At 39.8% G+C, this 24989-nt stretch carries 29 protein-coding genes; 23 read left to right on the plus strand and 6 right to left on the minus strand.

The window, feature by feature from the left end; genetic code table 11:
- Window positions 1-5 precede the first annotated feature (5 nt).
- The 5 genes from xerD to J2S05_RS02845 are packed head-to-tail and all read left to right on the plus strand — an operon-like array spanning window position 6 to window position 5183.
- On the plus strand, window positions 6-896 hold the full coding sequence (gene xerD, locus J2S05_RS02825; RefSeq protein WP_306981075.1) for a site-specific tyrosine recombinase XerD: 891 nt from the start codon (window positions 6-8) through the stop codon (window positions 894-896).
- Window positions 897-947: 51 nt separating this feature from the next.
- On the plus strand, window positions 948-2147 hold the full coding sequence (deoB, locus tag J2S05_RS02830; RefSeq protein WP_306979693.1) for a phosphopentomutase: 1200 nt from the start codon (window positions 948-950) through the stop codon (window positions 2145-2147).
- A gap of 21 nt (window positions 2148-2168) precedes the next feature.
- Window positions 2169-2981, plus strand: a complete 813-nt coding sequence (locus J2S05_RS02835; RefSeq protein ID WP_370873610.1) for a purine-nucleoside phosphorylase — start codon at window positions 2169-2171, stop codon at window positions 2979-2981.
- Window positions 2982-3008: 27 nt separating this feature from the next.
- Window positions 3009-3836, plus strand: coding sequence for a purine-nucleoside phosphorylase (locus tag J2S05_RS02840; protein ID WP_306979697.1), 828 nt, complete (start codon window positions 3009-3011; stop codon window positions 3834-3836).
- Between the two features lie 18 nt (window positions 3837-3854).
- Window positions 3855-5183: a pyrimidine-nucleoside phosphorylase gene (locus tag J2S05_RS02845; protein ID WP_306979699.1), complete on the plus strand. Its 1329-nt coding sequence runs from the start codon at window positions 3855-3857 to the stop codon at window positions 5181-5183.
- Between the two features lie 66 nt (window positions 5184-5249).
- On the opposite strand, the gene J2S05_RS02850 is transcribed toward J2S05_RS02845, so the two are convergent.
- From J2S05_RS02850 to phaQ, 3 genes are all read right to left on the minus strand, one after another.
- Window positions 5250-5990, minus strand: coding sequence for an SDR family NAD(P)-dependent oxidoreductase (locus J2S05_RS02850; RefSeq protein WP_370873611.1), 741 nt, complete (start codon window positions 5988-5990; stop codon window positions 5250-5252).
- Between the two features lie 116 nt (window positions 5991-6106).
- Window positions 6107-6658, minus strand: a complete 552-nt coding sequence (locus J2S05_RS02855) for a hypothetical protein (RefSeq protein WP_306979703.1) — start codon at window positions 6656-6658, stop codon at window positions 6107-6109.
- Between the two features lie 58 nt (window positions 6659-6716).
- Complete coding sequence (gene phaQ, locus J2S05_RS02860) at window positions 6717-7124, minus strand: poly-beta-hydroxybutyrate-responsive repressor (protein ID WP_306979704.1); 408 nt, start codon at window positions 7122-7124, stop codon at window positions 6717-6719.
- 292 nt (window positions 7125-7416) lie between these two features.
- Here phaQ and phaR point away from each other — a divergent pair, with 292 nt between their 5' ends.
- From phaR to J2S05_RS02880, 4 genes are read left to right on the plus strand one after another with little or no spacing between them, the layout of a single operon-like run.
- Entirely contained in the window at window positions 7417-7875 is a 459-nt protein-coding gene (phaR, locus tag J2S05_RS02865; RefSeq protein WP_306979705.1) for a polyhydroxyalkanoic acid synthase subunit PhaR, read from the plus strand.
- Window positions 7876-7926: 51 nt separating this feature from the next.
- A complete protein-coding gene (gene phbB, locus J2S05_RS02870; protein WP_306979707.1) occupies window positions 7927-8670 on the plus strand; it encodes an acetoacetyl-CoA reductase in 744 nt (247 codons plus the stop codon).
- A 50-nt stretch (window positions 8671-8720) separates the two neighbouring features.
- Window positions 8721-9788 (plus strand): class III poly(R)-hydroxyalkanoic acid synthase subunit PhaC, encoded by a 1068-nt coding sequence (gene phaC / locus J2S05_RS02875; protein ID WP_306979709.1) that lies wholly within the window; start codon window positions 8721-8723, stop codon window positions 9786-9788.
- Between the two features lie 47 nt (window positions 9789-9835).
- The gene (locus J2S05_RS02880) at window positions 9836-11023 is read left to right on the plus strand and encodes an acetyl-CoA C-acetyltransferase (RefSeq protein ID WP_306979711.1); all 1188 of its coding nucleotides are present in this window, start codon (window positions 9836-9838) and stop codon (window positions 11021-11023) included.
- Between the two features lie 45 nt (window positions 11024-11068).
- Here J2S05_RS02880 and J2S05_RS02885 read toward each other — a convergent pair whose 3' ends face one another.
- Window positions 11069-11845: an alpha/beta fold hydrolase gene (locus tag J2S05_RS02885; RefSeq protein ID WP_306979712.1), complete on the minus strand. Its 777-nt coding sequence runs from the start codon at window positions 11843-11845 to the stop codon at window positions 11069-11071.
- A gap of 180 nt (window positions 11846-12025) precedes the next feature.
- The gene (locus J2S05_RS02890) at window positions 12026-12448 is read right to left on the minus strand and encodes a pyridoxamine 5'-phosphate oxidase family protein (protein WP_306979714.1); all 423 of its coding nucleotides are present in this window, start codon (window positions 12446-12448) and stop codon (window positions 12026-12028) included.
- A 145-nt stretch (window positions 12449-12593) separates the two neighbouring features.
- Here J2S05_RS02890 and J2S05_RS02895 point away from each other — a divergent pair, with 145 nt between their 5' ends.
- The 6 genes from J2S05_RS02895 (at window position 12594) to J2S05_RS02920 (ending at window position 17354) form a co-directional block, all read left to right on the plus strand.
- A complete protein-coding gene (locus tag J2S05_RS02895; RefSeq protein ID WP_306979717.1) occupies window positions 12594-13004 on the plus strand; it encodes an organic hydroperoxide resistance protein in 411 nt (136 codons plus the stop codon).
- A gap of 141 nt (window positions 13005-13145) precedes the next feature.
- Entirely contained in the window at window positions 13146-13928 is a 783-nt protein-coding gene (locus J2S05_RS02900; RefSeq protein ID WP_306979719.1) for a VLRF1 family aeRF1-type release factor, read from the plus strand.
- 155 nt (window positions 13929-14083) lie between these two features.
- Window positions 14084-14974, plus strand: a complete 891-nt coding sequence (locus tag J2S05_RS02905; protein WP_306979721.1) for a TetR/AcrR family transcriptional regulator — start codon at window positions 14084-14086, stop codon at window positions 14972-14974.
- Complete coding sequence (locus J2S05_RS02910; RefSeq protein WP_306979724.1) at window positions 14971-16446, plus strand: MDR family MFS transporter; 1476 nt, start codon at window positions 14971-14973, stop codon at window positions 16444-16446. The genes J2S05_RS02905 and J2S05_RS02910 overlap by 4 nt, the downstream gene beginning before the upstream one ends.
- Before the next feature lie 82 nt (window positions 16447-16528).
- Entirely contained in the window at window positions 16529-16726 is a 198-nt protein-coding gene (locus J2S05_RS02915; RefSeq protein WP_306979726.1) for a DUF2188 domain-containing protein, read from the plus strand.
- Between the two features lie 139 nt (window positions 16727-16865).
- Window positions 16866-17354, plus strand: a complete 489-nt coding sequence (locus tag J2S05_RS02920) for a metal-dependent hydrolase (protein ID WP_306979727.1) — start codon at window positions 16866-16868, stop codon at window positions 17352-17354.
- Window positions 17355-17914: 560 nt separating this feature from the next.
- Here J2S05_RS02920 and J2S05_RS02925 read toward each other — a convergent pair.
- Complete coding sequence (locus J2S05_RS02925; RefSeq protein WP_306979729.1) at window positions 17915-18715, minus strand: alpha/beta hydrolase family protein; 801 nt, start codon at window positions 18713-18715, stop codon at window positions 17915-17917.
- Between the two features lie 155 nt (window positions 18716-18870).
- Here J2S05_RS02925 and J2S05_RS02930 point away from each other — a divergent pair, with 155 nt between their 5' ends.
- The 8 genes from J2S05_RS02930 to J2S05_RS02965 all read left to right on the plus strand — a co-directional run bounded on the left by J2S05_RS02930 (window position 18871) and on the right by J2S05_RS02965 (window position 24931).
- The gene (locus J2S05_RS02930; protein ID WP_306979731.1) at window positions 18871-19701 is read left to right on the plus strand and encodes a polysaccharide deacetylase family protein; all 831 of its coding nucleotides are present in this window, start codon (window positions 18871-18873) and stop codon (window positions 19699-19701) included.
- A 103-nt stretch (window positions 19702-19804) separates the two neighbouring features.
- Complete coding sequence (locus J2S05_RS02935) at window positions 19805-20977, plus strand: D-alanyl-D-alanine carboxypeptidase family protein (RefSeq protein WP_306979732.1); 1173 nt, start codon at window positions 19805-19807, stop codon at window positions 20975-20977.
- A gap of 131 nt (window positions 20978-21108) precedes the next feature.
- Entirely contained in the window at window positions 21109-21459 is a 351-nt protein-coding gene (spoIIAA, locus tag J2S05_RS02940; RefSeq protein ID WP_306979734.1) for an anti-sigma F factor antagonist, read from the plus strand.
- Window position 21460: 1 nt separating this feature from the next.
- Window positions 21461-21901 (plus strand): anti-sigma F factor, encoded by a 441-nt coding sequence (gene spoIIAB, locus J2S05_RS02945; protein WP_306979736.1) that lies wholly within the window; start codon window positions 21461-21463, stop codon window positions 21899-21901.
- 12 nt (window positions 21902-21913) lie between these two features.
- Window positions 21914-22681, plus strand: coding sequence for an RNA polymerase sporulation sigma factor SigF (sigF, locus tag J2S05_RS02950; RefSeq protein ID WP_306979738.1), 768 nt, complete (start codon window positions 21914-21916; stop codon window positions 22679-22681).
- Window positions 22682-22802: 121 nt separating this feature from the next.
- A complete protein-coding gene (locus J2S05_RS02955) occupies window positions 22803-23414 on the plus strand; it encodes a TetR/AcrR family transcriptional regulator (protein WP_306979740.1) in 612 nt (203 codons plus the stop codon).
- A gap of 63 nt (window positions 23415-23477) precedes the next feature.
- A complete protein-coding gene (locus tag J2S05_RS02960) occupies window positions 23478-24218 on the plus strand; it encodes a TspO/MBR family protein (RefSeq protein WP_306979742.1) in 741 nt (246 codons plus the stop codon).
- Between the two features lie 8 nt (window positions 24219-24226).
- Complete coding sequence (locus tag J2S05_RS02965) at window positions 24227-24931, plus strand: alpha/beta fold hydrolase (protein WP_306979744.1); 705 nt, start codon at window positions 24227-24229, stop codon at window positions 24929-24931.
- Window positions 24932-24989: the final 58 nt, after the last annotated feature.

The raw sequence follows: 24989 nt of genomic DNA on the forward strand, positions 1-24989 counted from the left end.
CAACGTTGCAATTAGATATTGAAGACTTTATCCATTACTTACAAATAGAGCGGGGTTATTCCGATAATACGATTTCTTCTTATAAGAGTGATCTAGCTTCTTACTCATCGTACTTAAAAAATGTTGAAACTTGCAAAGGTTTTTCAGATGTTGATCGTTCAATCATCGTAAACTATCTATATTTTTTAATGGAGAAGGGACGAGCAGAGACAACGATAGCCAGATGCATAGCCTCTATACGTGGGTTACATCAGTTTTTGTTGCGTGAAGGTCGGGCAAAACAAGACCCAAGTGTACATCTTGAGATTCCTAAGCCTCCGAAACGCCTGCCTAAAATTCTTTCAACTGAAGAAGTAGAGGCGCTTTTGGAGTCGCCAGGTACAGAGGATGCGATGGCGATTCGTAATCGAGCGATGCTAGAAGTGATGTATGCAACGGGTATACGAGTGAGCGAGCTAATTGGACTAGCGACTTCAGATTGTCACCTAACCATGGGTTTTTTACGTTGTGTAGGGAAAGGGAATAAAGAACGTATTATTCCACTCGGATCAAAGGCAACAGAAGCTGTACATACATATCTGGAAACAGCACGATCCTCTCTCGTTAAACATAACAAACATGATGTTCTTTTTGTAAATCATCGCGGCACGCCATTATCAAGACAAGGATTTTGGAAAATCCTTAAGCAGCTTGCATTAAAAGCACACATTGACAAACCGCTCACACCACATACATTACGTCATTCGTTTGCCACACATCTGTTAGAGAATGGCGCGGATCTGCGAGCTGTACAGGAAATGCTTGGCCATGTTGATATCTCTACTACACAAATCTACACACATGTTACAAAAAACCGGATGAAAGATGTGTATTCCAAGTATCATCCTAGGGCATAAAAAATTGAACGTTGTCTGACATCAGACAAGAGCAGGACAGGAGGAAATAATATGGGTGAACAGCCTTTTAAGCGGGTGTTCTTAATTGTAATGGATTCAGTGGGGATTGGAGAAGCACCTGATGCAGCAACATTTGGTGATGAAGGTGCAGATACGCTAGGTCATATTGCGGAATTTATGAATGGTATTAAGCTTCCTACCCTTGAAAAGCTAGGGATGGCCAATATAAAAGAAGTTAAAGGTCTAGAGTCAGTAGATGAGCCAGCAGCTCATTACGGAAAAATGAAAGAAGCCTCAAACGGAAAAGATACAATGACTGGACATTGGGAAATCATGGGTCTGCGAATAGATGAACCGTTTCGAGTCTTTCCTGAAGGTTTTCCTACTGAATTATTAACTGCATTAGAACAGGAAACAGGAAGAGGTTTTCTTGGAAATAAAGTTGCCTCTGGTACTGAAATTTTGGACGAGCTTGCTGAAGAGCATGTGAAAACCGGAAAATTGATTGTCTATACATCGGCAGACTCTGTGCTTCAAATTGCGGCGCACGAAGACATTGTGCCAATAGATGAGCTATACGAGATTTGTGAGAAGGCAAGAAAATTAACTCTTCAGCCTGAGTACATGATTGGTAGAGTCATTGCTCGTCCATTTCTTGGAGGTCCTGGAAAGTGGGAGAGAACACCTAATCGCCATGACTATGCGTTGAAACCATTTGGTCGTACTGTGATGAACGAACTTCAAGATAGTGGATTAGATTCCATTGCCATTGGCAAAATCTCTGACATTTATGATGGGGAAGGTATTACAGATACATACCGAACTACCTCCAACGAGGATGGAATGGACAAATTATTTGAAAGTATGAATAAGGACTTTACTGGCTTAAGCTTCTTAAATTTGGTCGATTTTGATGCATTATTTGGTCATAGAAGAGATCCAGAAGGTTATGGTCGCGCATTAGAGCAGTTTGATGTACGCTTACAAGGAGTGTTGGATCAGCTGAAAAGTGGAGATCTGTTAATGATTACTGCCGATCATGGCAATGACCCTGTTCATAGAGGAACAGATCATACACGTGAATACGTACCTTTGCTTGCATATGATCCAACTCAATCGAAGACGGTTAATTTGGGCATTCGTTCTACTTTTGCTGATATCGGGGCCACTATTGCTGATAATTTTAGTGTGAATGCTCCAAAGTACGGAACAAGTTTCTTACCGGAAATGATACAAAACAAAAGGTCTTAAAGGAGATTGGTTATGTCAAACATGAAGATAGAGCTATCACAAACAGCAGAATATATAAACAAACACTTAACTGATACACCTGTCATTGGCTTGATTTTAGGGTCAGGTCTTGGGGTATTAGCTGAGGAAATTGAGAACCCAATTAAACTTCCGTATGAAGAAATACCAAACTTCCCTGTCTCAACAGTGGAGGGGCATGCAGGACAATTAGTAGCAGGTACAATTTCTGGAAAGCAAGTTATTGCCATGCAAGGCCGCTTTCATTTCTACGAAGGCTATTCGATGGAGGAGGTTGTCTTTCCAGTTCGAGTCATGAAGGAATTAGGCATCAAACACCTTGTCGTTACAAATGCAGCTGGCGCTGTGAACGAGAGCTTTTCGGTGGGGGATTTGATGATTATTAAAGACCATATTAATAATCAAAGTGCTAACCCGCTGATTGGGCCTAATGATGAATCGCTTGGCCTTCGCTTTACAGATATGTCCAATGCTTATTCAACAAGACTGCGTACGATCGCTCATAATCAGGCAAGTCATCTTGGTATCTCAATTCAAGAAGGTGTCTATGTTGCGAACACCGGACCATGCTATGAAACACCTGCTGAGGTGAGAATGGCAAGGAAGCTAGGTGGCGATGCAGTGGGAATGTCGACAGTCCCTGAAGTCATTGCAGCAAGACATGCGGGTCTTGAGGTCCTTGGAATCTCTTGTTTATCAAACATGGGTGCAGGTATTTTACCACAGCCATTAAATCACGAAGAAGTAATTGAAGTTACAGAGCGTGTTCGTACATCTTTTCTTGGTCTTGTAAAAGCAATCTTAAAAGAAATCTAATCTAAACATAAAAAGGGGAGTTCTTTCATGACAACACTAGTTGATAAAATCAAAGAATCAGCAAACTATCTACAATCATTCATACATACAAAACCAGAAATAGGCTTAATCTTAGGTTCTGGACTTGGGGAATTAGCAGATGAGATTGAAGGGGCATCTAAAATCCCATATGAAGACATTCCAAATTTTCCTGTATCAACCGTTGAAGGTCATGCAGGTCAGCTTGTCATTGGTGAGCTACAAGGTAAAACCGTTGTAGCAATGCAGGGACGTTTTCACTACTATGAAGGCTATCCTCTTGATGAAGTAACATTTCCTGTACGTGTAATGAAAGAGCTTGGTGTGAACCTACTTTTTGTAACAAATGCGTGTGGAGGTATGAACAAGTCTTTCCAACCTGGCGACCTTATGATTATTACAGATCATCTTAATATGACAGGAGCGAACCCACTAATTGGACCTAATGCACCAGAACTTGGCCCTCGCTTCCCTGATATGAGTCAAGCCTATACGAAGTCATATGTAGACCTGGCACTTAAAACAGCTGATTCATTAGACATAAAGGTTCAGCAAGGAGTCTATGCAGGTGTAAGTGGTCCTACGTATATGACAGGAGCAGAACTGATTATGCTTCGTAATCTTGGTGGAGATGTAGTAGGGATGTCAACCGTGCCAGAAGTGATTGTTGCAAGTCATGCAGGCATGGATGTACTGGGGATTTCGTGTGTAACAGATATGGCAATCGGAGAAGAAATTGCTGGTATCACGCACGAAGAGGTTATGGAAGTAGCAACTCGTACAAAACCTTTATTCATCAAGTTGGTAAAAGAATTAGTGGCACAAGCTAAGCCTTAATAGAGGGGATTTGTTGACATGAGAATGGTTGACTTAATCGAAAAAAAGCGAAATGGTGAGATATTATCAGAGGAAGAGATCCATTTCATTATACAAGGCTACACCAATGATGACATTCCGGATTATCAAATGTCTGCATGGGCGATGGCTGTTTATTTTCAAGATATGAATGACAAAGAACGAGCGGACCTTACAATGGCTATGGTCAAATCAGGTGAAGAAATTGATTTGTCTGCGGTTGAAGGGCTTAAGGTGGATAAGCATTCAACAGGCGGTGTTGGCGATAAGACAACGATTGCGCTTGCGCCACTAGTCGCATCACTGGGTGTTCCCGTTGCTAAAATGTCTGGTCGTGGATTAGGTCATACGGGAGGAACTCTAGATAAATTAGAGTCTATTCCTGGCTTTCATATTGAACTAACAACACAAGAGTTTATCGACAAAGTTAATGAGAATAAGCTTGCAGTGATTGGTCAAACGGGTAATCTGACACCAGCCGATAAAAAGCTGTACGGTTTACGTGACGTCACAGGAACCGTCAATTCTATTCCATTAATTGCGAGTTCAATTATGAGTAAAAAACTAGCGTCAGGTGCTGATGGCATTGTTCTTGATGTTAAAACTGGCACGGGTGCATTTATGAAGGAGCTCTCTGATTCAAAAGAGCTCGCTCAAGCAATGGTGAAGATCGGAACAAAGCTAGGGAAAAAAACAATGGCTGTGATTTCGGATATGAACCAACCACTTGGGTTAGCAGTTGGAAATGCGCTTGAGGTAAAAGAAGCCATTGCTATTCTTAAAGGTGAAGGACCAGAGGATGTCTTAGAGTTATGTTTGACACTAGGTAGCCATATGGTTGTCATGGCCCAAAAGGCAAGCTCAGTAGATGAGGCACGAAAAGCTCTTGAAGATGCGATAACTTCAGGTAAAGCAATTGAGACATTAAAAACATTTATCACGGCACAAGGCGGAGATGCATCCGTGGTTGATGATATGTCTAAGTTTCCTGAAGCACCTTTTCAGATTAAGGTTAAAGCGCAATCGGATGGAATGGTGAAGTCCATTGAAGCTGATCGAATCGGTACTGCGGCGATGATGCTTGGTGCTGGCCGAGCCACAAAAGATGATCAAATTCTTTTAGATGTCGGTATAATCTTAAACAAAAAGATTGGCGATGCTGTCCAAAAAGGGGATACCCTCGTTACATTGCACAGTCGCACAGAAGATGCAAAAGAGATTGAAGCCATGATTCAGGAAGCATATGATATCGCACATGAACATATTGAAGCACCAGTATTAATTTATGAGGAAATAACGGCTTCCTCAGGTACTGGATTCGTGTTGTAAATGAAAGAATAAATAACCCGGAACAACAAAGTACTCCTTTGTTGTTCCGGGTTTCTTTAGGCTATCCTATAACGTGACTCCGCCATCTACACTTAGGATCGTTCCCGTAATAAATGCGGCGTCATCTGATGCTAGAAAGGCGTAACCATTGGCGACATCTTCTGGTTTTCCAAGTCGATTAAGAAGAGCTTTTTCCTTCATCATCGTCAGAACTTTCTCAGGCATTTTATTTACCATTGCTGTCGAAATGAAGCCTGGAGCTACAGCATTCACACGAATATTATATCGGCCAAGTTCACGAGCCCATGTTTTGGTCATTCCGTTCACACCCCATTTTGAGGCGGCGTAGTTTGTTTGACCAAAGTTTCCGAACGTCCCAACAACAGAGGAAGCATTTAGAATAACTCCGTTCTGTTGTTCCTTCATTACTTTTGCCGCAGCTTGACCTACATGAAAAACACCCTTAACATTCACATTCATCACTTTATCGAATTGTTCTTCGGTCATCTTTAGCAATTGCGCATCTTGTGTGATGCCAGCATTATTCACAACAATATCTAATTGTCCATATAGCTCAACTGTTTTGGCAATTAATTGTTGCACATCTTTGCTGCTAGTGACATCAACAGATAATCCAATCGCTTTACCACCATGTTGATTAAGGGAAGTAACAACTGGTTCAATCACTTCATCCTTAAGATCAGCAACAACAACAATAGCTCCCTCAGCACTAAACTTCTCTGCAGTTGCTTTGCCTATACCGCTTCCGGCACCTGTTATGATGGCGACTTTGTCCTTTAATCTCATCATAAATCCTCCTGAAAAACGTTGTATAAAGATTTTGTATGAACACATTTGTTTGTATTCGAGCTTCATAAATAAAAACCCCTGTCCTTACAGAGGTTCATGTGAAAAGCTAGATGCTACTGGTTAAAAAACTTTAGAGCGGTTTGTCTATTCTTTTCTGCGACTTCTAGAAACCCGTTTTGTGACTCTTTAACTTGTTTCGTAAAACTATCAACTAGAGGAGTAAGCTCCTCGCGGCTTTTTTGTTGTTGATCTAGTGCTTTTTTCATTGTGTCTTGAAATTGTTCCTGAGAACGGTGGAGTAAATTATAGCCTTCACGATAAGGTGTGACAGATAGTTGTTGGAAACGGCTAATAACTTCTTCGAAACGGTCATTCCACTGATCCACTGTCTTTTTAGTTTCGGTTCCGGCTGTTTTTTCAACATTATCCAAAAGAGTCTTGCGCACCTCATTACGTAGTTTCTTGTGCTCATCATTAATTGTGTCTAGATGATTGTTGAAGTGTTCCCACGATTCTTGTTGTTGTTCAAGTGCTTTAAGAACAAATTGATCTGCTTCTTTTTGAGAAGAATAGAACAAATTAAAGGTGTTAGACCATGTATCCCATGCAGAGTCGATAAACGTTGATGCTGCTTGATTTTCTTGAGCTTTTTTTGTCGTTGCCATTCGAAAAAACCTCCTATTAATAGTGAGTATCTATTGTGCATGCAGACATTCTGCATAGTCACTGATCGTTATCTTCCTTATTACTACTACGGTCCAAAAAAGGATTGGTCATCATGTTTGAATACATAGAGAAAAAGTGATCAACAATCGATTGATACTGTTGAAGGGAATCTGCCCATACTTTCAGGTAGTCTTCTCCAGCGTCTGTCAGTGAATAAATTCGTTTAGCAGGTCCACCAGTGGATGTGTCCCATTGAGATTGAACCATATTGTCTTTTTCAAGCTGTCTAAGCGTTCGATAGACATTTCCTTGGTCAATCGAGGTGAATCCGTACTTTGAGAGTTGTTCGATTAATTTGTATCCATGTAAATCCCATTCACGTAAGCTCATTAAGAGCATAGGGATCATTAGGTTTTTTGGAGCGCTGTTTTTGACCTTGTCTTCATTTCTTTTTTGATCGGCCATAATGTTCCACCTACTCTGTTGTAATTTCATCTAAGTGTAATTTACACCTATATGTATCTTTTGTCAACCTGTCTGAAAAATGTAGTCCCTAAGAAAAATAAGAACTTTTGTCTAAGGTTGTAGAAACAAAGTAGATGCTGTCGTATTATTGAAAAATTTAAAAAAATTAAATAATTACATAGAAAGAAGCGTATTTTTTTATGTTATACTCGCTTTATTCAGGTGGGAAATGGTTCTAACTCATTATCCAACTGGAAATAATGGTGTTTATTATAAAAAACAGGAGGTAATCATGAGCGATCAAAAAAGCTTTGACCCTTTTACATTATGGAAAGATGTCTATCAGCAGTCGGAATCTTACTGGGGAAGTGTATTGGATGAGAAAATGAAAGAAGACCAATTCTCAGAATGGATGGGCAAAACCTTAGAAATGAACCTTCTGTACAAAAAAGCACAAGATGAAATTACAAACAAGTACCTTGAACAGGTGAACGTACCTACTAGATCAGATCTTTCTAATATTGCTTCTCTAGTAGTAAATGTTGAATCAAAAGTAGATCGTGTAGAAGACCTTGTTGATGAAATTGATATTATACAAGTGAAAGCAGAATTAAAAAGAGAAATGACCCTCATGAAAAAAGACATTAAACAGTTAGACGGTAAACTAGACCAAATTCTGACTGAATTACAGAATTCCACCTCAAAAACTACGAATGATCAAACCTCAACAAAAGCAAAGCAAACCAAATAATAAGAGCAAGGACGTTCTGAACATATCATCTATCATATTAGGAGTGATTACATGATCGAGTTAGCAGACAAAGTAGCCATTGTTACTGGAGGATCTAGAGGGATCGGATCAGCTATTTCTACAGAACTTGCCAAAAGCGGAGTAAAGGTTGTTGTTAATTATCATTCAGATGTTGAATCTGCCAAAAAAGTAGTCGCTGAAGTCAAAGCTGCTGGTGGAGAAGCAATAGCGGTTCAAGCGGATGTATCTAATTCTGAGGATGTACTTTCTTTAATAGAACAAACTATTAATCATTTCGGACAGCTTGATATTCTTGTTAATAACGCAGGGATCACAAAGGATAAGACATTCAGAAAGCTAAGTCAGGATGATTGGCACCAAGTTATTAATGTGAATTTAAATAGTGTTTATAATACCATTTCGTCTGCATTACCTCATTTACTTGAATCAGATGCTGGACGCATTATCAATATATCATCCATCATTGGTCAAACAGGTGGTTTTGGTCAAACGAATTATTCGGCTGCAAAAGCTGGTTTAATTGGATACACCAAATCGTTAGCTCTAGAGCTCGCAAGAAAACAAGTAACCGTGAATGCCGTTTGCCCGGGATTTATTGAAACAGAAATGGTGCAAGAGATGCCAGATAAGGTTCGCGAACAAATTATAGCGAGTGTACCTGTTCAGCGACTCGGCCAGGCGAATGAGATTGCCAGAAGTGTATTGTTCCTTTGCAGAGATGGGGAGTACATTACCGGTCAACAACTGAACATCAATGGTGGATTATACATGTAAAACGGTATCAAAAGGAAGGACACTTACTATGCGAGGAGAGGTGAATGTACATGAGTCATTTTACAAGTCCAGACTTGTATGATTCGTTGCCAGAGTCTTATGCTCGATTTAAACGAGCAGTGGAAGTCATTACAACGGATCCTGCACCCGAAGTTGGTCCAACTCCTAAACAAGTCATTTGGACAAAAAATAAGTCAACCTTATATCGGTATGTACCGGATGTTGAAAAGAAACATAAGATTCCCATTTTAATGGTGTATGCCCTTATTAATAAGCCGTACATTCTTGATTTAACAAAAGGTAATAGTTTAGTTGAATATTTGACTGACAGAGGGTTTGATGTCTATTTGCTAGAATGGGGTACACCAGGATATGAAGACAAACACATGGTGCTGGATGATTACATAATGGAATATATTCCACGTGCCATCCGAAAAGTTCTTCGTACATCAGGAGCTAAAGAATGCTCTATTCTAGGTTATTGTATGGGGGGGACGATGACTTCCATCTTCTCGGCTCTTCATCCTGATTACCCGGTTCGCAATCTTGTCTTTATGACAAGTCCGTTTGATTTTGAAAATACAGGGTTGTATGGTTCATTTGTTGATGAACGATATTTTGATATTGATAAGGTGGTAGACACACTCGGATTAGTTCCAGGTGACATGATTGATTTTGGTAATAAAATGCTAAAACCAATCACTAACTTTTACGGCCCGTATGTCAGTTTGGTCGATCGTGCGGATAACGAAACCTATGTTGAAAGTTGGAAGCTCATGCAAAAGTGGGTATCTGATGGGGTTCCTTTTGCTGGAGGTGCCTACAGACAATGGATCCGCGACTTCTATCAAAAAAACAAGTTAATAAAAGGAGAGTTAGAGATTCGAGGAAAAAGGGTAGACTTGAAACAGATCACAGCAAATGTCTTAAATCTTTCAGCCGAGAAAGACCATATTGCCCAGCCTCATCAAGTCGAGGCACTTATGGATGTGATCGCAAGTGATGATAAGCAGTACAAATCGTTGCCAACAGGTCATGTCTCGGTTATCTTTGGGAAAAAAGCAGTGAATATTACGTATCCTACAATCGGGGATTGGCTCGGGGAACGCTCTTCTTAAAGCATATTTATCTGAAAAAAGACCTTTAACTGAATGGAGCTGATGATTTGACTAATCGTGATGTAGTTATTGTAAGTGCTGTCAGAACAGCGATTGGAAATTTTGGTGGGAGTTTAAAAGATATTCCTGCCACAGACCTTGGTGCTCATGTAATTAAGAGAGCACTTGAAAAATCAGGTGTGAATGCGGACCAGGTAGATGAGGTTATTATGGGTAATGTCCTGCAAGCAGGCTTGGGCCAAAATCCTGCTAGACAATCTGCAATAAAGTCTGGTATTCCTCAAGAAGTATCCGCTTTAACGATCAATAAAGTTTGTGGATCAGGATTAAAATCCGTTCATTTAGCAGCTCAATCGATCTGGTTAGGTGATGCTGATGTCATTGTAGCAGGCGGAATGGAAAATATGAGTTTAGCTCCTTATTTAATGGAAGGCGCTCGAAGCGGGTACCGAATGGGAGATAAAAAGGTGATCGACAGCATGGTTCATGATGGCTTAATGTGTGCTTTTAATGATTATCACATGGGTATCACAGCAGAGAATATATGCGAGCAATATGGTTTAAGTAGAGAAGAACTGGATCAATTTGCTGGCCGAAGTCAAGAAAGAGCGGTTGCGGCTATAAAAGCAGGACGTTTTGAAGACGAAATTGTTCCATTTGAAGTTCCCCAACGTAAAGGTGATCCCATTCTCTTTGCAGAGGATGAATATCCGAAAGCAGATTCCAATGCAGAAAAACTAGGCAAGCTTCGACCAGCGTTTAAAAAAGATGGTGTCGTGACGGCAGGAAATTCATCTGGAATTAACGATGGTGCAGCGGCATTTGTTCTAACGAGTAGACAAAAGGCAGAAGAGCTAGGGTTAGAAGTCCTTGCAACAATTCGAGCCAATGCTTCTGCAGGTGTAGACCCAAGTATTATGGGGATTGGACCAGTACCAGCGACAAAAAAAGCGTTAGAAAAAGCAGGACTTACTGTTGAAGAACTAGATTTAATTGAAGCCAATGAAGCGTTTGCTGCTCAATCAGTGGCCGTAGGGAAGGACCTTCAATTTAACGATGATATTCTAAATGTAAATGGTGGAGCTATTGCACTTGGACACCCAATTGGCGCAAGTGGTGCTAGGGTGCTTGTAACATTAGTCCATGAATTGAAACGTAGGGAACAACGTTATGGCTTAGCTACACTGTGTATTGGTGGAGGCCAAGGCGTCGCAACGATTATCGAAAGAGGATAGCGCATACAAAAAAGGCTCTTAACCTACTAGGTTAGAGTCTCTTTTTTATGATGGGATAGATTGTTTATGTGAAAGCTGCTGAATAAAAGTAGAGACAGTGGCGTTGTAAACCTTTGGTTCCTCCACATTTGGAATATGACTAGAATGGTGGAAGGTTTTAAGCGTTGAGTGTGGAGCACTAAAACGTATGGTTAATGCATTGACATAGTAGGTAATTCGATCGTAAATGGAGCCGATAATCAGAATGGGCTTTGAAGAGTACAGTAATGTCGTTGTGTAATTAATACCAACTGCACTTGTGGCTGCCTCCATATACGTCAAACGATTAATCTTGAAATAATAGGAACGAATTTCATCAAGCAAAGCTTCATCAGCAGATTGATTGAGACATAAGGTAAGCACATGGCGCTCGTAGTCATCATCAGATAAGGTTTCTAGTTTTCTTCTTCGTTCATCAACCGCCTGCCAGCCAAAAATATGTGGGATAAACGAAGTAGTATTGGACAGTATTAACGATTGTACAATCTCAGGCTGGATCTTGAGAATTTCTTGAGCAACAATACCACCTAATGATAATCCGCATATATGAGCTTGTTGAATGTCTAATTTTTGGAGCAAATCAATAATATCCTCTGCAAAATGTCGAATGGATATGCCTTCGTTTATATCAGAATCTCCGTGACCTCTTAAATCTGGAGCGATGACACGGTAATGATTAGCTAACTCAAATTGATACCTCCATGATTCTTTTTTACTACCTAATCCATGAATAAGAACAAGAACATCCTTGCTTTTGTCTCCCATATCTACATATGAATACATCGTGCAACTTCCTTTCTTTACTGAGGTTCTTATCCAGTATCGCCACCAACTACAACAATCATTCCTATGCAGAGATCCGCTATTTCTCAGTGTATGCTAATCTGTACGAAGTGCTCATTTAAGAAAACGAGAACTCAATACAAAAAAGCTGAAACCATGTGGTTTCAGCTTATGGAAAGATTAGATATCTAGAGCTTGAGGCGGCTCGCCTGATTTATTCATCAATCGTATGTTTGTGGGAGTTAGCTCTAAAATAACGAGTTTTGGATCATCTGGTCCATCAAAGTATGTTTTTAATTTTTCATTCCAAAACTTGTGTTTTGTTTCAGTATCCTCTTTGATAACGGCTTTTCCTTCAAACTCTATAAACGTATCGTCATACCCTTCACCTGTATAGCCTAATAATACGTGGACATTCGGATTAGCCTCAATTTCATCAGCTTTGTGAGTATCAATGCTTGTTGGCGTATAAAGCGTTAATCCGTCATGAAAAAAGGTCATATACCGTGATGAAGGCTTATTATGGATGACGGTAGCTAATGTCCCTGTATAATGTTTGTCCATAATGTGTTCGATGGATTGTTTAAGTTCTGTTTGTGTCATCTTAACATCCTCCTTATTATTGTAGTACCTTTAGTATTCCTGAAAATATAAAAACAAAACATGTCCAATTGTATGTTTGAAATAGAGTCTTATAGTGAATACATATAAACGTAGGCTAAAATGAATTAAAGGGAGAGAGATAAAAATGGCAGATGTAGTATATACTTCAAAAGCAACAGCAGTAGGTGGAAGAGAAGGACATGTAAAATCAAGCGATTCAAATATTGATATCGATCTTGTAAAACCAGGTACTTCTGGCGGGACAAACCCTGAACAATTGTTTGCGGCCGGATACTCTTCTTGCTTTGATGGTGCACTAAACTTAATCGCATCTAAAGAAAACAAAGAAATCGATTCAGAAATTACTGCGGCAGTGAGTCTTGTTAAAGACCCGACTGATGATGGTTTTAAAATTGCAGTTGAATTAAAAGCAGTAATTGGCGGTGTTTCTCAAAGTGAAGCGGAGGAGCTAGTTGAAAAGGCACATGATTTCTGCCCTTACTCAAAAGCAACCCGTGGAAACATTGATGTAAAGTTAACAGTTGAAACAAAATAAATAAATGAAGTAGAGCTAATCCATTGCGGGTTAGCTTTTTTTATTGGGAAACCTCAGAATAGGGGTTTAGATCACAACTAAATAAGGAATGCTGTCCATGTAACACAAATTGAGATCGACAATTCAAGGAGGACTAGTTGTATGAAGGAATCAGAAGAACTCCAACAATTGAGAGACCATGAGTGTGAAAGTGGATGCTTAACGATTTATTTAAACACAAATCAAGCACAGGTAGACCAGAAAAAAGGCGAGTGGAAAATCCGACTAAAAAACGGGTTGAAGAAGCTAGAAGAATACTTAGAAAGTAGCTCGTCAGATGAATGGAATGGATATAAGGATATTCGAAAGATTGCAGAGGAACAAATTCTAAATGCACAAACATCATTGCCTCGTTCCCTCATTTTTGTTGGCTCCGCTAAAGGTGAGTGGACTTTGAAAAAATTACAGGTCACCGTAGAGAATGATTTTAGATGGGAGAAGCGGCCGGTATTAGATCAATTAGAAGAGAAAATAGATAAGTTCCCAAGAACCGGCATCCTGTTAATTCAAAAACAAGATGTAGTAGCTGTAGAAACGAGTTTAGGTGAAGTGGAATCTGAATCCGTATACAGCTGGGATGTTGAATCAGAAGATTGGAAAATGTATCAGGGATCTGGATCTAGTGATAAAGTCGGGCCAGCGATTCATAAGGACCAATTTGATCAACGGTTTGATGCCAATCAACAAAGATGGTTCAAACAACTAGCTAGTAAAATCCAGAAAAAAGCGAAGAAAAATGGATGGAATGGTGTGTATCTCGTAGGCTCTCCAGACCAGACAAGTGAGTTTGAGAAACAATTAACGTTAAATAATGTCGAAGTGGTAAAAAAGAATTTAACGAAGCTTAAGTCACATCAAATCATTGATGAACTTTTTGCTTCATAATGATAAAGAAGATCAACAGCAAATGATGAGCTGTTGGTCTTTATTTAGGTTTGAATCATTGACTATATTTCGGGAGTCTAATATAATTTCAGAAGTGGAAACTGTTCGGTTTTTAAATAACCGGTGAGTTACAAATAGGAAGTGGGACTGTACGAATGAAAGAAACAATTATCGAATCTGCGCTACGGTTATTTTCAAATGAAGGATACACGTCCACCTCTATGCAAAGTATTGCAGAGGAGTGCGGGATCTCGAAAGCCTCATTATATAAGCATTTCGAATCAAAAGAAGACTTGCTTGTACAGGTATTTGAACATAGTCTGCAAAGAATGTTTCAACGAGCACAGGAGATTGCTGTTGACGAAACAATTTCTCCGAAAGAACGATTTCTCCAAAAAATTATTTTAGAGCTTGAAGTGAACCAGGAACAACGTGCGTTTATTAATTTAATTATTAGAGCGATGCCTATTCATCAGAATCCTAAGGTAAGGGAGCTAATGAAGCGAACAAAAGCAGCGTTAATGAATTGGCATAAAATCTGCCTTCTTGAAGCGTATGGGGAGTTAGTACAACCATATATTTGGGATATTGTTGTTGTGTTTCAGGGTACACTACGTGAGTATATCGTGCTAATGATGGATGACTATAAGGTGATGGATAAGAGTCATGTAGCCTCGTTGCTTGTTTCACATTTGGACGCAATCGTAGCAGCAACAAATAAACCAGCTGCTATTTTGACACCAACTTTGATGAATGATTATGAACGATTCGATCTGTTTGATAAAAAGATGACTGAGGAAGAAATATTCAGCGACATCTTAATAAAGCTGGAATACAAAACAGACCAGGGACCACAAAACAAACAGGATGAATTAAGAGAAGCGATTGAACAATTGAAGACTTATTTTTATCAAGGTGGAGATCAGCAGGTGTTAATTGAAGCACTCTGTCTGTATATAGACTCTCGTATCCCTATTAAAGAAGAAATTCAACGAATTCAACATCTCTTGAAAAATAGGAAATGTAAAGAAGGTATAAGTAAATGAATAATGAACAAAATGATCCCTTAAAAAATGCAAGTAAAATTCCCATGATTGCCGTTCTTTTGACGGGTGCATTTATTGCAATCCTTAATCAAACGCTTCTGACTACAGCGTTACCTAGTTTGATGGCTGATCTAGAAATTGATGCGAATCTTGGTCAATGGGTTACAACAGCCTTCATGCTTGTTAATGGGGTTATGATCCCCATTACTGCCTTTTTAATCGAAAAATTTACTTCGCGTAAATTATTTATAACGGCTATGGTCTTATTTGGTATCGGTACACTAGTCTGTGCTATCGCTCCAACATTTGGTGTGTTAATTACAGGACGAATGATTCAAGCGGCTGGTGCCGGTATCGCGATGCCTTTAATGCAGACCATTCTATTGTTGATTTTTCCAGTAGAAAAACGTGGAGCTGCTATGGGTATGGTTGGTTTAGTGATTTCATTTGCTCCAGCCATAGGACCTACTTTATCAGGCTGGTTAGTCCAGAGCTATCATTGGTCGATCTTGTTCTGGATTCTGCTACCGATCGTTATTCTTGATATCATTGCTGCGTTTTTTGTTTTGAAGAATGTAACAACCCTACGTTCTCCAAAATTGGACACGCTATCGATCATCCTATCTTCACTAGGGTTCGGTGGTTTGCTATTCGGATTTAGTAATGCAGGAGCAAACGGATGGTTAGAACTGACGGTACTGCTTCCGACGATTATTGGGGTGGTAACTCTTACGTGGTTTATTCTTAGACAGCTTAAGTTACCTCAGCCTATCTTAGAGTTCCGTGTATTTAAATATTGGGTATTTACCTTAACAACCATAATAGGCATGATTGTATTTATGTCGATGATTGGTGCTGCAACGATCTTCCCAATTTACATGCAAACGATGCACAATTTCACAGCGTTGGAATCAGGGCTGATGCTCCTACCTGGAGCTGTTGTAATGGGTATTATGTCGCCGATAACCGGCCGAATCTTTGATAAGATTGGTGCCAGATATTTAGGGATTGTTGGACTTGGCATGATCTTTTTAACAACCGCCTTATTTACGAATCTATCTGACAGCACATCAATGACCTATGTGACCGTCATCTATTCATTCCGGATGCTAGGTGTAGCTCTTGTTATGATGCCGATCACTACAGCTGGAATTAATGTGTTACCACGTCATCTTATTCCTCATGGTACAGCCATGAATAATACGATGCGTCAAATTGCTGGTTCGATTGGGACAGCGGTGCTTGTCTCTGTTATGACATCTGTGGCTCTTAATCAAGGAGAAGCAGGTAATATTGGCATGGTTGATGCGCAAATTAAAGGCGTGAATACAGCCTTTATGGTAGCAACGGGTATATCCTTTGTTGGATTTGTTTTAGCTTTCTTTATTAAGTCTAAACCAAAAGAAACAGTTAATGCTGAAACGTATGGAGTGAATTCAACTCAACAAAAAACCGCAACCGATCATTCATAAATTCCTTTTAAAAATCATGTTTTAGCTTCCTTTAATCTGGGAATGCAATAACTATACACAGATTTAAAGGAGAGTTTTACTCATGAAGGAATTTAGCGTAGTTGCAAACAAAGATGCCACCACATGGTTGATTAAAGCAGAGGATGTTGCTCCAATTCACGAGTTTGATAAACGTGATGATGCGGTGGAAAAAGCAAAAGAAATAGCTGCTGAGAATCAACCTAGTAAGCTGGAGATCTTTGATGCAAGTAACGAGTTAGTTGAAAAGAAAGTGTATTAATTAAAAGAACTTAAGGGGCAGATGCTCTTTAAGTTCTTTTTTTGCTTTAAAAATTAAAAAAGGCAAATCGGAGGTTAATGGAACGTTTGTTCTGTGTTATACTAAGTCCTTATCTTTTACATAGAACGGAGTCAAGAGAATGAATGGAAAAACTCATTTTATGGGAGGACTGGCTGCTTGTGCGGCGGTTGAAACAGTCACAGATGGAGTGGACTTAAGTCCATTGTTTTACATGGGAGGTATGATAGGGGCTTTTATTCCAGATATCTGTCATGTGCATTCAACAATCGGCAGAAAGCTACCAATTGTTTCGAGGATTGTTTCTTTTTTGGTCGGACATCGAACGTTCACTCACAGTCTTCTTTTTGTTGGACTTGTATATGGAATAATGAACGTATTATTGCCCGATGCTTACAATCTTCAGATGGGACTTCTAGCAGGAATCTGCAGTCACATCCTATTAGACATGGCAACCGTGAGAGGGGTAAAGCTATTTTTTCCTTTTCCACTCAGAGTTCGTCTTCCACTATTTATTAGGACGGGAGGTAAGCTTGAAGGTTTTGTACGGATTGGAATCACCATTTGGCTTGCCATCTGGGCATATCAATATATTGGTGAATGGATGTAGTGTCTACGAAGTGCTGATTAAGTCCAAAAGAGACAGGGCACAATCCTGGAAAAAACTTAAACGCGCCTACTGATGAGATACAAGCAGCGTAGGATAGACATGGAAACTCCAGCTGGTTTTGGTCGAGGCTACTGAAAAAGTCAGCTAAGAATAAGCTCATAGGCACCGCTCCAGGAGAAACCTACGCTTTCCACGGGAACGGCCTCAGTCCTTGAAGTGGAAGGGCACCCCTTCAATGTCTTCAGACTCGTTCTGTTCCGTAGGAGTCTTCGGTTTCTCCTTCCGCTACTTTTGTGATCAATTATAAAAAGGCTGTTTTATGTTTATAAGAGAACTCCTTACTACATATCGACCCTTTTTCAGTGGCCTCGTTTTAGGCCTAGGTGCGACTTCGCAGTGCGTCAGCCAGCCTGTGGGTGCGTAATGTATATCTGGAGCGGTCGCTCTCTTACTATGATTAGACAAAAAACCGAAGCTCTATGCTTGTTAAACAGCATAATGCTTCGGTTTTTATAATTAGTAAAACTGTTCCAACCAAGGCGCTTATTAATTGTATGTTTTCATGCAGGACTGTGCGAATTAATGATAAAAGATGATGCTCGATCTTTAAGCCAGTCATTTGTTTTCTCAAACAAGAGGTTCTCCCATGATGTAGAAGCAAATGTATGATTGGCATGATGAATATAGTGTGGGATGCCAGGACGTGTCGTCGATTTAGCGTAAGCCTCGGCATGTTTAACCGGGACATCTTCATCCTCTGATGCATGAATAATCAGTACATCACCCTGAAATGTAGAGATGGCCTGTAAGGGATGATGCTTTCGTAAATCTTGGAAAAAAGAATGACTAATTTCAAAGCCATGGTAATCATATACGCCTTCTTTTTTTGCCGTATTAACTGCTGCTTTTCCAGTGATTTGAACAATATCTTCATATGGTTCAGCTACAGCTGACCATAAGATGAGTGATTTGATATCGGCTTTCTCAGCCGTTAAGGCAGAGACTGCGCCACCTAAACTGTGTCCTACAAGAGTTATGTTATCAGGATCAACATAAGGTTGATCTTTAATATATTGAATGATCGCAAATAATTCATCTAGTTGTTTACTAAGCGTAAGATTCCGATAGTCACCACTACTTTCCCCGCAGCCACTGAAGTCGAAACGGAAACTAGCGTAGCCTTGCTCCGCAAAAAAGCGTGATGCCTTCACGAATAAACGATGTTCACCTACTTTACTCCCAACAAACCCATGAACAAAAAGAACAACAGGGTACCGATCAGATGCTTTTTTAGTAGGGAGTTGTAGCGCTCCAGAAAGCAACTCCTCTTTTGTTTGCAAAGTCAATAAAGAATGCGTCATCGGTTATTCCACCCTTTCATTAATCCTATCTGTTTACTTGTATATAAGTGATTGTATCATACGAAATTACCTCTGACAACTCTAACTCATGGTATATAGATTCTTGTCTTTGTACATAGTAGGGGTACAAGCAAATACGAGATGGAGAGTGACGAATGTTTAATTGGAAGATGGTGTTTTTGATTGTTTTTTTAGTAACAGGTGGGTGTGCAGGTATTGATAATTCAGATACCAGGAACCAGAGTTTTGATGTAATAGAGCCTGTTCAAGCGCAAGAAGTGGATCAGGATAAAGAGCCTCCACTTCAACGAGAGAAGCCAGAGGAAGTAAATAATGGGCAGCTGGCTAAGCTTTATCCTGAGACAGTTTTTCTGTCTGGACCAACAACAGAAAAAAAGATTGCTCTTACTTTTGATGATGGACCTGACCCCAGAGTCACGGGTTCCCTATTGGATCTACTAAAGCAAGAATCTGTCCCAGCTACTTTCTTTTTAATGGGGGCTCGTGTGGAAGCATTCCCTCAGCTAGCTAAACGAATGTCAGATGAAGGGCACAGCATTGGAAGCCACACATATTGGCATCGTCCGTTAATTGAACTGACAAATGATGAAGCTGAAGTCGAGCTTCAGAAGACGAATACAGCTATAAAGCAAGCGATCGGTAAAGAAACAACGTTATTTCGACCTCCTTTTGGTTCTATGAATGAAGAGAAAGTGGAGCTTATGCGTGACTTAGGCTATTCCGTAATTATATGGTCTGTAGATTCAGAGGATTGGAAGGCTTCTCCTCCTGATGAGATTGCCAAAGAGGTCGTGGATGCCGTTAGACCTGGCTCTATCATCCTTCATCATGACGGAGCAAACTGGAACACAGATCTTTCAGGTACGGTTACAGCGGTTGAACAAGAGATTAAAGAATTAAAGGAAATGGGTTATACGTTTGTGACAGTGCCAGAGTTATTGAATCTATCAGGACAGCCACAGTGAGCTGTCTTTTTCTATGTCTATACGTATAATTGCCTCCAAATATGGAGAAAATGGCAGATAGTTTGAATAATGCTCGAGTTATATTGAGATGGAGGACTTACACATGAAAAAAGTGATCGCTGGTTTAATCAGTTTAAGTTTGGTAATGAGCGTCATGCTTCCCACAGCAACGGCAGCAGAGAAAGAGAACAAAACAGAGGTTATGTTTGCGGAAAATGCTTCATCTGCAATAGTTATGGAGCGTGATACAGGAGAAATTCTTTATGAGCATAATAGTGAAGAATCGCTTCCTCCTGCAAGTATGACAAAAATCATGACAATGCTTCTTATCATGGAGGCGATTGATAAGGAACAATTAAAGTATGAGGACATGATTCGAGTTAGTGAAAATGCAGCTTCAATGGGAGGATCTCAGATCTTTTTGGAGCCTGGAGAAGAAATGTCTGTTCAGGATATGTTAAAAGGTATTGCTGTTGCTTCAGGGAATGATGCATCGGTTGCTATGGCTGAGCATTTAGGAGGAACAGAGGCGGGCTTTTCCGAAATGATGAATGAAAAAGCAGAAGAGCTAGGATTAAAGAAAACCCACTTTTCGAATTCAAATGGCTTACCGGTTGACAATCATTATACGTCAGCACATGATTTAGCGATTATGGCTAAAGAACTATTAAAGTACGAAGACATCACAAAGTTTACCGGAATCTATGAGGATTATTTACGTTCAGATACAGAGAAACCTTTTTGGTTGGTTAATACGAATAAATTGGTTCGATTCTATCCAGGAGTGGATGGACTAAAAACAGGTTACACAAAGGAAGCAAAATATGGACTCACAGCCACTGCTGAGAAAGACGGAATGAGAATTATTGCTGTTGTTATGGGGTCTCCTTCACCAAAGGAAAGAAATGCAGATGTGACGTCGATGCTCGATTATGCGTTTAGTCAATTCACCACTCATAAACTTCATGAACGAAATGACTTGATTGCAGAAGTGAAGGTAAGTAAAGGACAGAAAAAGAATGCGAATGCCGTAACTGGTGAATCTGTTTCGATACTGACCAAAAAAGGTGAGTCTACTGACGAAGTAAAAGAAACGGTTGAATTAGTAGAGGATGTAAAAGCACCCATTCAAAAAGGGGACGAACTTGGAACATTGATTATTAAAAATGGGGACACCGTTGTAAGTGAAACACCATTGGTTGCAGACGAAGAGATGATGGAAGCATCATGGTGGACACTCTTTAAACGAGTTCTTGGCGGTTTTGGCGGAAATTAAGGAAAATAGCGCTTATTTATCAGAATAGTGACTAGTTTTGTCATGGAGCAGGAAGCAGACGGGTCTTAAGCGAATGTTCTAAACTAGGAAAAACAGGGCAGCCTGTTCACCAAGTTAAGGAGGGATCCGAGTTGAGCTTGCTAATAGATCTTGAACGAAAAGACAGTGTATTGCTCGTTCGCCTAGAGGGAGAACTGGATCATCATTCAGCAGCCAGGTTACGGGCAAACGTAGAAAAAGAATTAGAAACGGGACAAGTGAAACATCTTGTATTAAATCTAGAATTGCTGTCATTCATGGACAGCTCAGGTTTAGGGGTCATTCTAGGTCGATATAAGCAAGTTCGAGCAATTGGAGGGGAAATGGTCGTTTGTGCGATCTCTCCAGCTGTTCATCGATTATTTGAAATGTCAGGGTTATTTAAAATTGTTCGACTTGAAGCAAATGAGCAGTTTGCTTTAGAGACACTGGGGGTGGCTTAACATGCAAAATCGGATGGAACTCAGTTTCTCGGCAATTAGTTCAAATGAATCCTTTGCCAGAGTAACAGTTGCTGCTTTTATTGCTCAAGTTGATCCAACCATGGAAGAACTGACTGAGATGAAAACAGTTGTTTCTGAAGCGGTCACAAACTCTATAATTCATGGGTATCAAAGTCAGTCTGACGGTAAGGTTTATATTTCAGCCTCTATTGAAGGGGAGTGTCTTGAACTAGTCATTCGTGATGAAGGGATAGGCATTTCCGATCTAGAAGAAGCGAGACAACCGTTATTTACAAGTAAGCCAGAACTAGAAAGATCAGGGATGGGCTTCACCATTATGGAGAACTTTTGTGACGATGTAAGAGTTGTATCAGAACCAATGCTCGGAACAACGATTTATTTAAAGAAGCAACTATCAACTAAAAAAGCCATATACAATTAAGGGGTTTTGCCTATGGACGTGGAGGTAAAACGTAAAAAAGCGCAGAAGGGTCAGCTGTCAGACACGGAAGTGAAACAACTCATTAAAGCCAGTCAAGATGGTGATATTGAGGCACGGAACGAAATCGTTAGTAGAAATACACGATTGGTTTGGTCTGTTGTTCAACGTTTTATGAATCGAGGATATGAGGCGGATGATCTTTTTCAAATTGGATGCATTGGCTTAATAAAATCGGTTGATAAGTTTGACTTAAGTTATGACGTAAAGTTCTCTACGTATGCCGTTCCAATGATAATAGGTGAGATTCAACGATTTTTGCGCGACGATGGTACAGTTAAAGTGAGTCGCTCGATCAAAGAACTTGGTAATCGAATTCGTAAAATGAAAGACGAGCTAACTAAAACACTTGGTCGTACACCAACAGTGAATGAAATGGCTAAGCAACTAGAGGTTTCTCCTGAGGAAATTGTTTTTGCTGGAGAGGCAAGTAGGCCACTTACTTCCATTCATGAAACAGTGTATGAAAATGATGGTGATCCGATCACTTTGTTAGATCAGATGGCCGATCAATCAGAGAGCCGTTGGTTTGATAAAATTGCTTTAAAAGAAGTGATAAAGGAATTAGAGGATCGTGAACGCCTCATTGTTTACCTAAGATATTATAAAGATCAAACGCAGTCGGAAGTAGCAGAAAGATTAGGGATTTCCCAAGTTCAAGTTTCAAGACTAGAGAAAAAAATTCTAGAGCATTTGAAGCAAGAAATGGGCGGATATGAGTGAGGTAGAGGCGAACGGTTTCGTCATCATATGAAACCGCTCGTTTTTTTGTGGATAAAAAGAGGTTTAAGATTGCCTGAAACGGTGAATTAGCTTATCATGTGATAAGTGAGGGATCAGAATTATGACAAAAAAGAATAAAGACGAAGTAAAAACAAAGTTGGATACGTCAAATTTCATTATTCAAACCGCCCACCGGCTGTTTATGGAAAATGGTTTTGCAGGTATATCCACTCGAATGATTGCTAAGGAATGTGGCATTACTCAGCCAGCGCTTTATCATCATTTTCCTAATAAAGTAAGTATATATCTGGCTGTTTTACAATCCGACTTAAGCAAAACAGAAGAAGCTATTCATCGCATCATTTCTAGTCAAAACTCTATTCGAGAATCATTGCTTGAAGTAACCACCTATATTCTGTTAAACCGCCCAAAAAATTTAGGGCAAATTAACAATGATATGAGACAGAATATGAACAAGGAGCAACAGCTATTCATTCGGCACCACTGGACAAGTGCCTATCTGACGCCTATTGAAGGGTTATTACAAGGTGCTACGATTAATGAGTCAATAAAACATGACCCAAAACATCTAGCTAAGCTTGCTCACGTTTACTTAGGTATGGTTCATCAACAGCTTCCTGAGATGGATCGACTGGCAACTGTTGAAGAATCAGATATCCGCGCGCGTGCAGAATTCTTAGTTTCAATCTTTATGGATGGGGTCATAAAATAGAACAGATCGCATACTTAACTCTCCTTATCACATGATATGTATAGACAACAAGGAGGAAGTAAGATGAATACATTAAGAATACTCACTATTATTAATATCCTGGCTTTTATCGTTGCTCTTGGAATGAACTATATCTTCCCGTCTTCACAAAACGTAGGCGATGTAGCGGATGCTTTAGGATCCATTATTCAACCAGCAGGATACGCATTTTCAATATGGGGATTCATTTATCTGTTAATTACGATTTGGATCATCCGAATGTTTTTCGCAAATGAAATCGAACGTAAGAGCTATAAAAAAATTGGTGGATGGTTCGCGGCAAATATCCTCTTAAACAGCTTGTGGATTTTAGTATTTGAAAGTGAATTTATCGGTTTATCTGTTTTTGTGATCTTGGGTGTCTTTTTAACTGTACTGACTATTTATTTAAAGATCGAATCGGTTCCAGGTACACCTTGGTGGCATAGATTGCCTTTCTCCGCTTATCTTGGGTGGATTACAGTGGCAGTCATTGTAAATGTATTTGCTTGGACAAATGCTTCTGATATTGAGTCGTTTTTAGGACTAAATGAATTAACCTGGACGATGATTTTATTAATTGTTGCAACGTTGATCACATTATTTGTGACATTTAGACACCGTGATATTATGTACCCTTTAATTATCATTTGGGCGTATGTAGGAATACTCGTCAAGGAACAAGGTCGGACAGGACTTGTCACATTACTGTGGGTCTTAATTGCTTTAATTGTCATAGCTATTGTATATCAAGTGGTTCGCTTCATTAAATCGCGAACTAAGTAGGAGATCATATGAAAAAGATATGGATGAGGCTGCTGACCATATTGGCAGCGATCATATTGCTTGTGTTGATAGCAGCTATTGTATGGGCTTCGTTTACTTACGAAGCCACGGAATCTGCGGAAGATTTATCTGGACAAGAAGCAAATGGAGGTTGGCAGTTTGGTCAACCAGACGCAGAAATAGGGATTATCTTTTATCAAGGAGCTAAGGTTGAACCCAATGCCTATAATTATCTAGGATCTGGGTTAAGTGAAGAAGGCTATTTTGTCTTTGTACCAACGATGCCTTTTAACCTTGCTGTTCTGCATCCTTCTAAAGCGTCCAACATTATCAGTCAATATCCAGATATCGATGAATGGTATATTGGTGGACACTCTCTTGGTGGTGCAATGGCTGCCGCTTATGCAGAAGATCATGCAGATTCACTTTCGGGATTGTTTCTATTAGGTGCGTATTCAGCTAATGATTTGTCTGACACCAGCCTTTCTGTGTTGGACATATCTGGAGGGTTAGACGGCCTATCCACACCTGAGAAAATGGATAGCTATGAAGAAAACTTACCTGAAGAGACAACAAGCGTGGTGATTGAGCAGGGCAATCATGCTAACTTTGGAGATTACGGACCCCAAAAAGGTGATAACCCTAGTCCGTTAACTCCGGAGGAACAACATACACTTGTTGTGAATGAACTAACGGAATGGATAAATAAATAACAAACAAGGCGCTTCCGTATTACGATACGGAGCGCTTTTTTTGTTTGTCTAGACTGAT

The sequence above is a fragment of the Alkalicoccobacillus murimartini genome (assembly GCF_030813245.1).
In the GTDB taxonomy this organism is placed as follows: domain Bacteria; phylum Bacillota; class Bacilli; order Bacillales; family Bacillaceae_D; genus Alkalicoccobacillus; species Alkalicoccobacillus murimartini.

What these genes read in the sequence shown, in the direction of transcription:
- sigF (WP_306979738.1), top strand. Translation starts at nt 21,914, where the DNA reads ATGGACGTGGAGGTAAAACGTAAAAAAGCGCAGAAGGGTCAGCTGTCA.
- J2S05_RS02890 (WP_306979714.1), bottom strand. Translation starts at nt 12,448, where the DNA reads ATGACACAAACAGAACTTAAACAATCCATCGAACACATTATGGACAAA.
- J2S05_RS02960 (WP_306979742.1), top strand. Translation starts at nt 23,478, where the DNA reads ATGAATACATTAAGAATACTCACTATTATTAATATCCTGGCTTTTATC.
- J2S05_RS02925 (WP_306979729.1), bottom strand. Translation starts at nt 18,715, where the DNA reads ATGACGCATTCTTTATTGACTTTGCAAACAAAAGAGGAGTTGCTTTCT.
- J2S05_RS02895 (WP_306979717.1), top strand. Translation starts at nt 12,594, where the DNA reads ATGGCAGATGTAGTATATACTTCAAAAGCAACAGCAGTAGGTGGAAGA.
- J2S05_RS02855 (WP_306979703.1), bottom strand. Translation starts at nt 6,658, where the DNA reads ATGGCAACGACAAAAAAAGCTCAAGAAAATCAAGCAGCATCAACGTTT.
- J2S05_RS02845 (WP_306979699.1), top strand. Translation starts at nt 3,855, where the DNA reads ATGAGAATGGTTGACTTAATCGAAAAAAAGCGAAATGGTGAGATATTA.
- J2S05_RS02885 (WP_306979712.1), bottom strand. Translation starts at nt 11,845, where the DNA reads ATGTATTCATATGTAGATATGGGAGACAAAAGCAAGGATGTTCTTGTT.
- phaR (WP_306979705.1), top strand. Translation starts at nt 7,417, where the DNA reads ATGAGCGATCAAAAAAGCTTTGACCCTTTTACATTATGGAAAGATGTC.
- J2S05_RS02840 (WP_306979697.1), top strand. Translation starts at nt 3,009, where the DNA reads ATGACAACACTAGTTGATAAAATCAAAGAATCAGCAAACTATCTACAA.
- phaQ (WP_306979704.1), bottom strand. Translation starts at nt 7,124, where the DNA reads ATGGCCGATCAAAAAAGAAATGAAGACAAGGTCAAAAACAGCGCTCCA.
- J2S05_RS02965 (WP_306979744.1), top strand. Translation starts at nt 24,227, where the DNA reads ATGAAAAAGATATGGATGAGGCTGCTGACCATATTGGCAGCGATCATA.
- J2S05_RS02910 (WP_306979724.1), top strand. Translation starts at nt 14,971, where the DNA reads ATGAATAATGAACAAAATGATCCCTTAAAAAATGCAAGTAAAATTCCC.
- deoB (WP_306979693.1), top strand. Translation starts at nt 948, where the DNA reads ATGGGTGAACAGCCTTTTAAGCGGGTGTTCTTAATTGTAATGGATTCA.
- J2S05_RS02955 (WP_306979740.1), top strand. Translation starts at nt 22,803, where the DNA reads ATGACAAAAAAGAATAAAGACGAAGTAAAAACAAAGTTGGATACGTCA.
- phbB (WP_306979707.1), top strand. Translation starts at nt 7,927, where the DNA reads ATGATCGAGTTAGCAGACAAAGTAGCCATTGTTACTGGAGGATCTAGA.
- J2S05_RS02900 (WP_306979719.1), top strand. Translation starts at nt 13,146, where the DNA reads ATGAAGGAATCAGAAGAACTCCAACAATTGAGAGACCATGAGTGTGAA.
- J2S05_RS02850 (WP_370873611.1), bottom strand. Translation starts at nt 5,990, where the DNA reads ATGAGATTAAAGGACAAAGTCGCCATCATAACAGGTGCCGGAAGCGGT.
- J2S05_RS02905 (WP_306979721.1), top strand. Translation starts at nt 14,084, where the DNA reads ATGAAAGAAACAATTATCGAATCTGCGCTACGGTTATTTTCAAATGAA.
- phaC (WP_306979709.1), top strand. Translation starts at nt 8,721, where the DNA reads ATGAGTCATTTTACAAGTCCAGACTTGTATGATTCGTTGCCAGAGTCT.
- J2S05_RS02915 (WP_306979726.1), top strand. Translation starts at nt 16,529, where the DNA reads ATGAAGGAATTTAGCGTAGTTGCAAACAAAGATGCCACCACATGGTTG.
- J2S05_RS02920 (WP_306979727.1), top strand. Translation starts at nt 16,866, where the DNA reads ATGAATGGAAAAACTCATTTTATGGGAGGACTGGCTGCTTGTGCGGCG.
- spoIIAB (WP_306979736.1), top strand. Translation starts at nt 21,461, where the DNA reads ATGCAAAATCGGATGGAACTCAGTTTCTCGGCAATTAGTTCAAATGAA.
- J2S05_RS02935 (WP_306979732.1), top strand. Translation starts at nt 19,805, where the DNA reads ATGAAAAAAGTGATCGCTGGTTTAATCAGTTTAAGTTTGGTAATGAGC.
- J2S05_RS02835 (WP_370873610.1), top strand. Translation starts at nt 2,169, where the DNA reads ATGAAGATAGAGCTATCACAAACAGCAGAATATATAAACAAACACTTA.
- J2S05_RS02930 (WP_306979731.1), top strand. Translation starts at nt 18,871, where the DNA reads ATGTTTAATTGGAAGATGGTGTTTTTGATTGTTTTTTTAGTAACAGGT.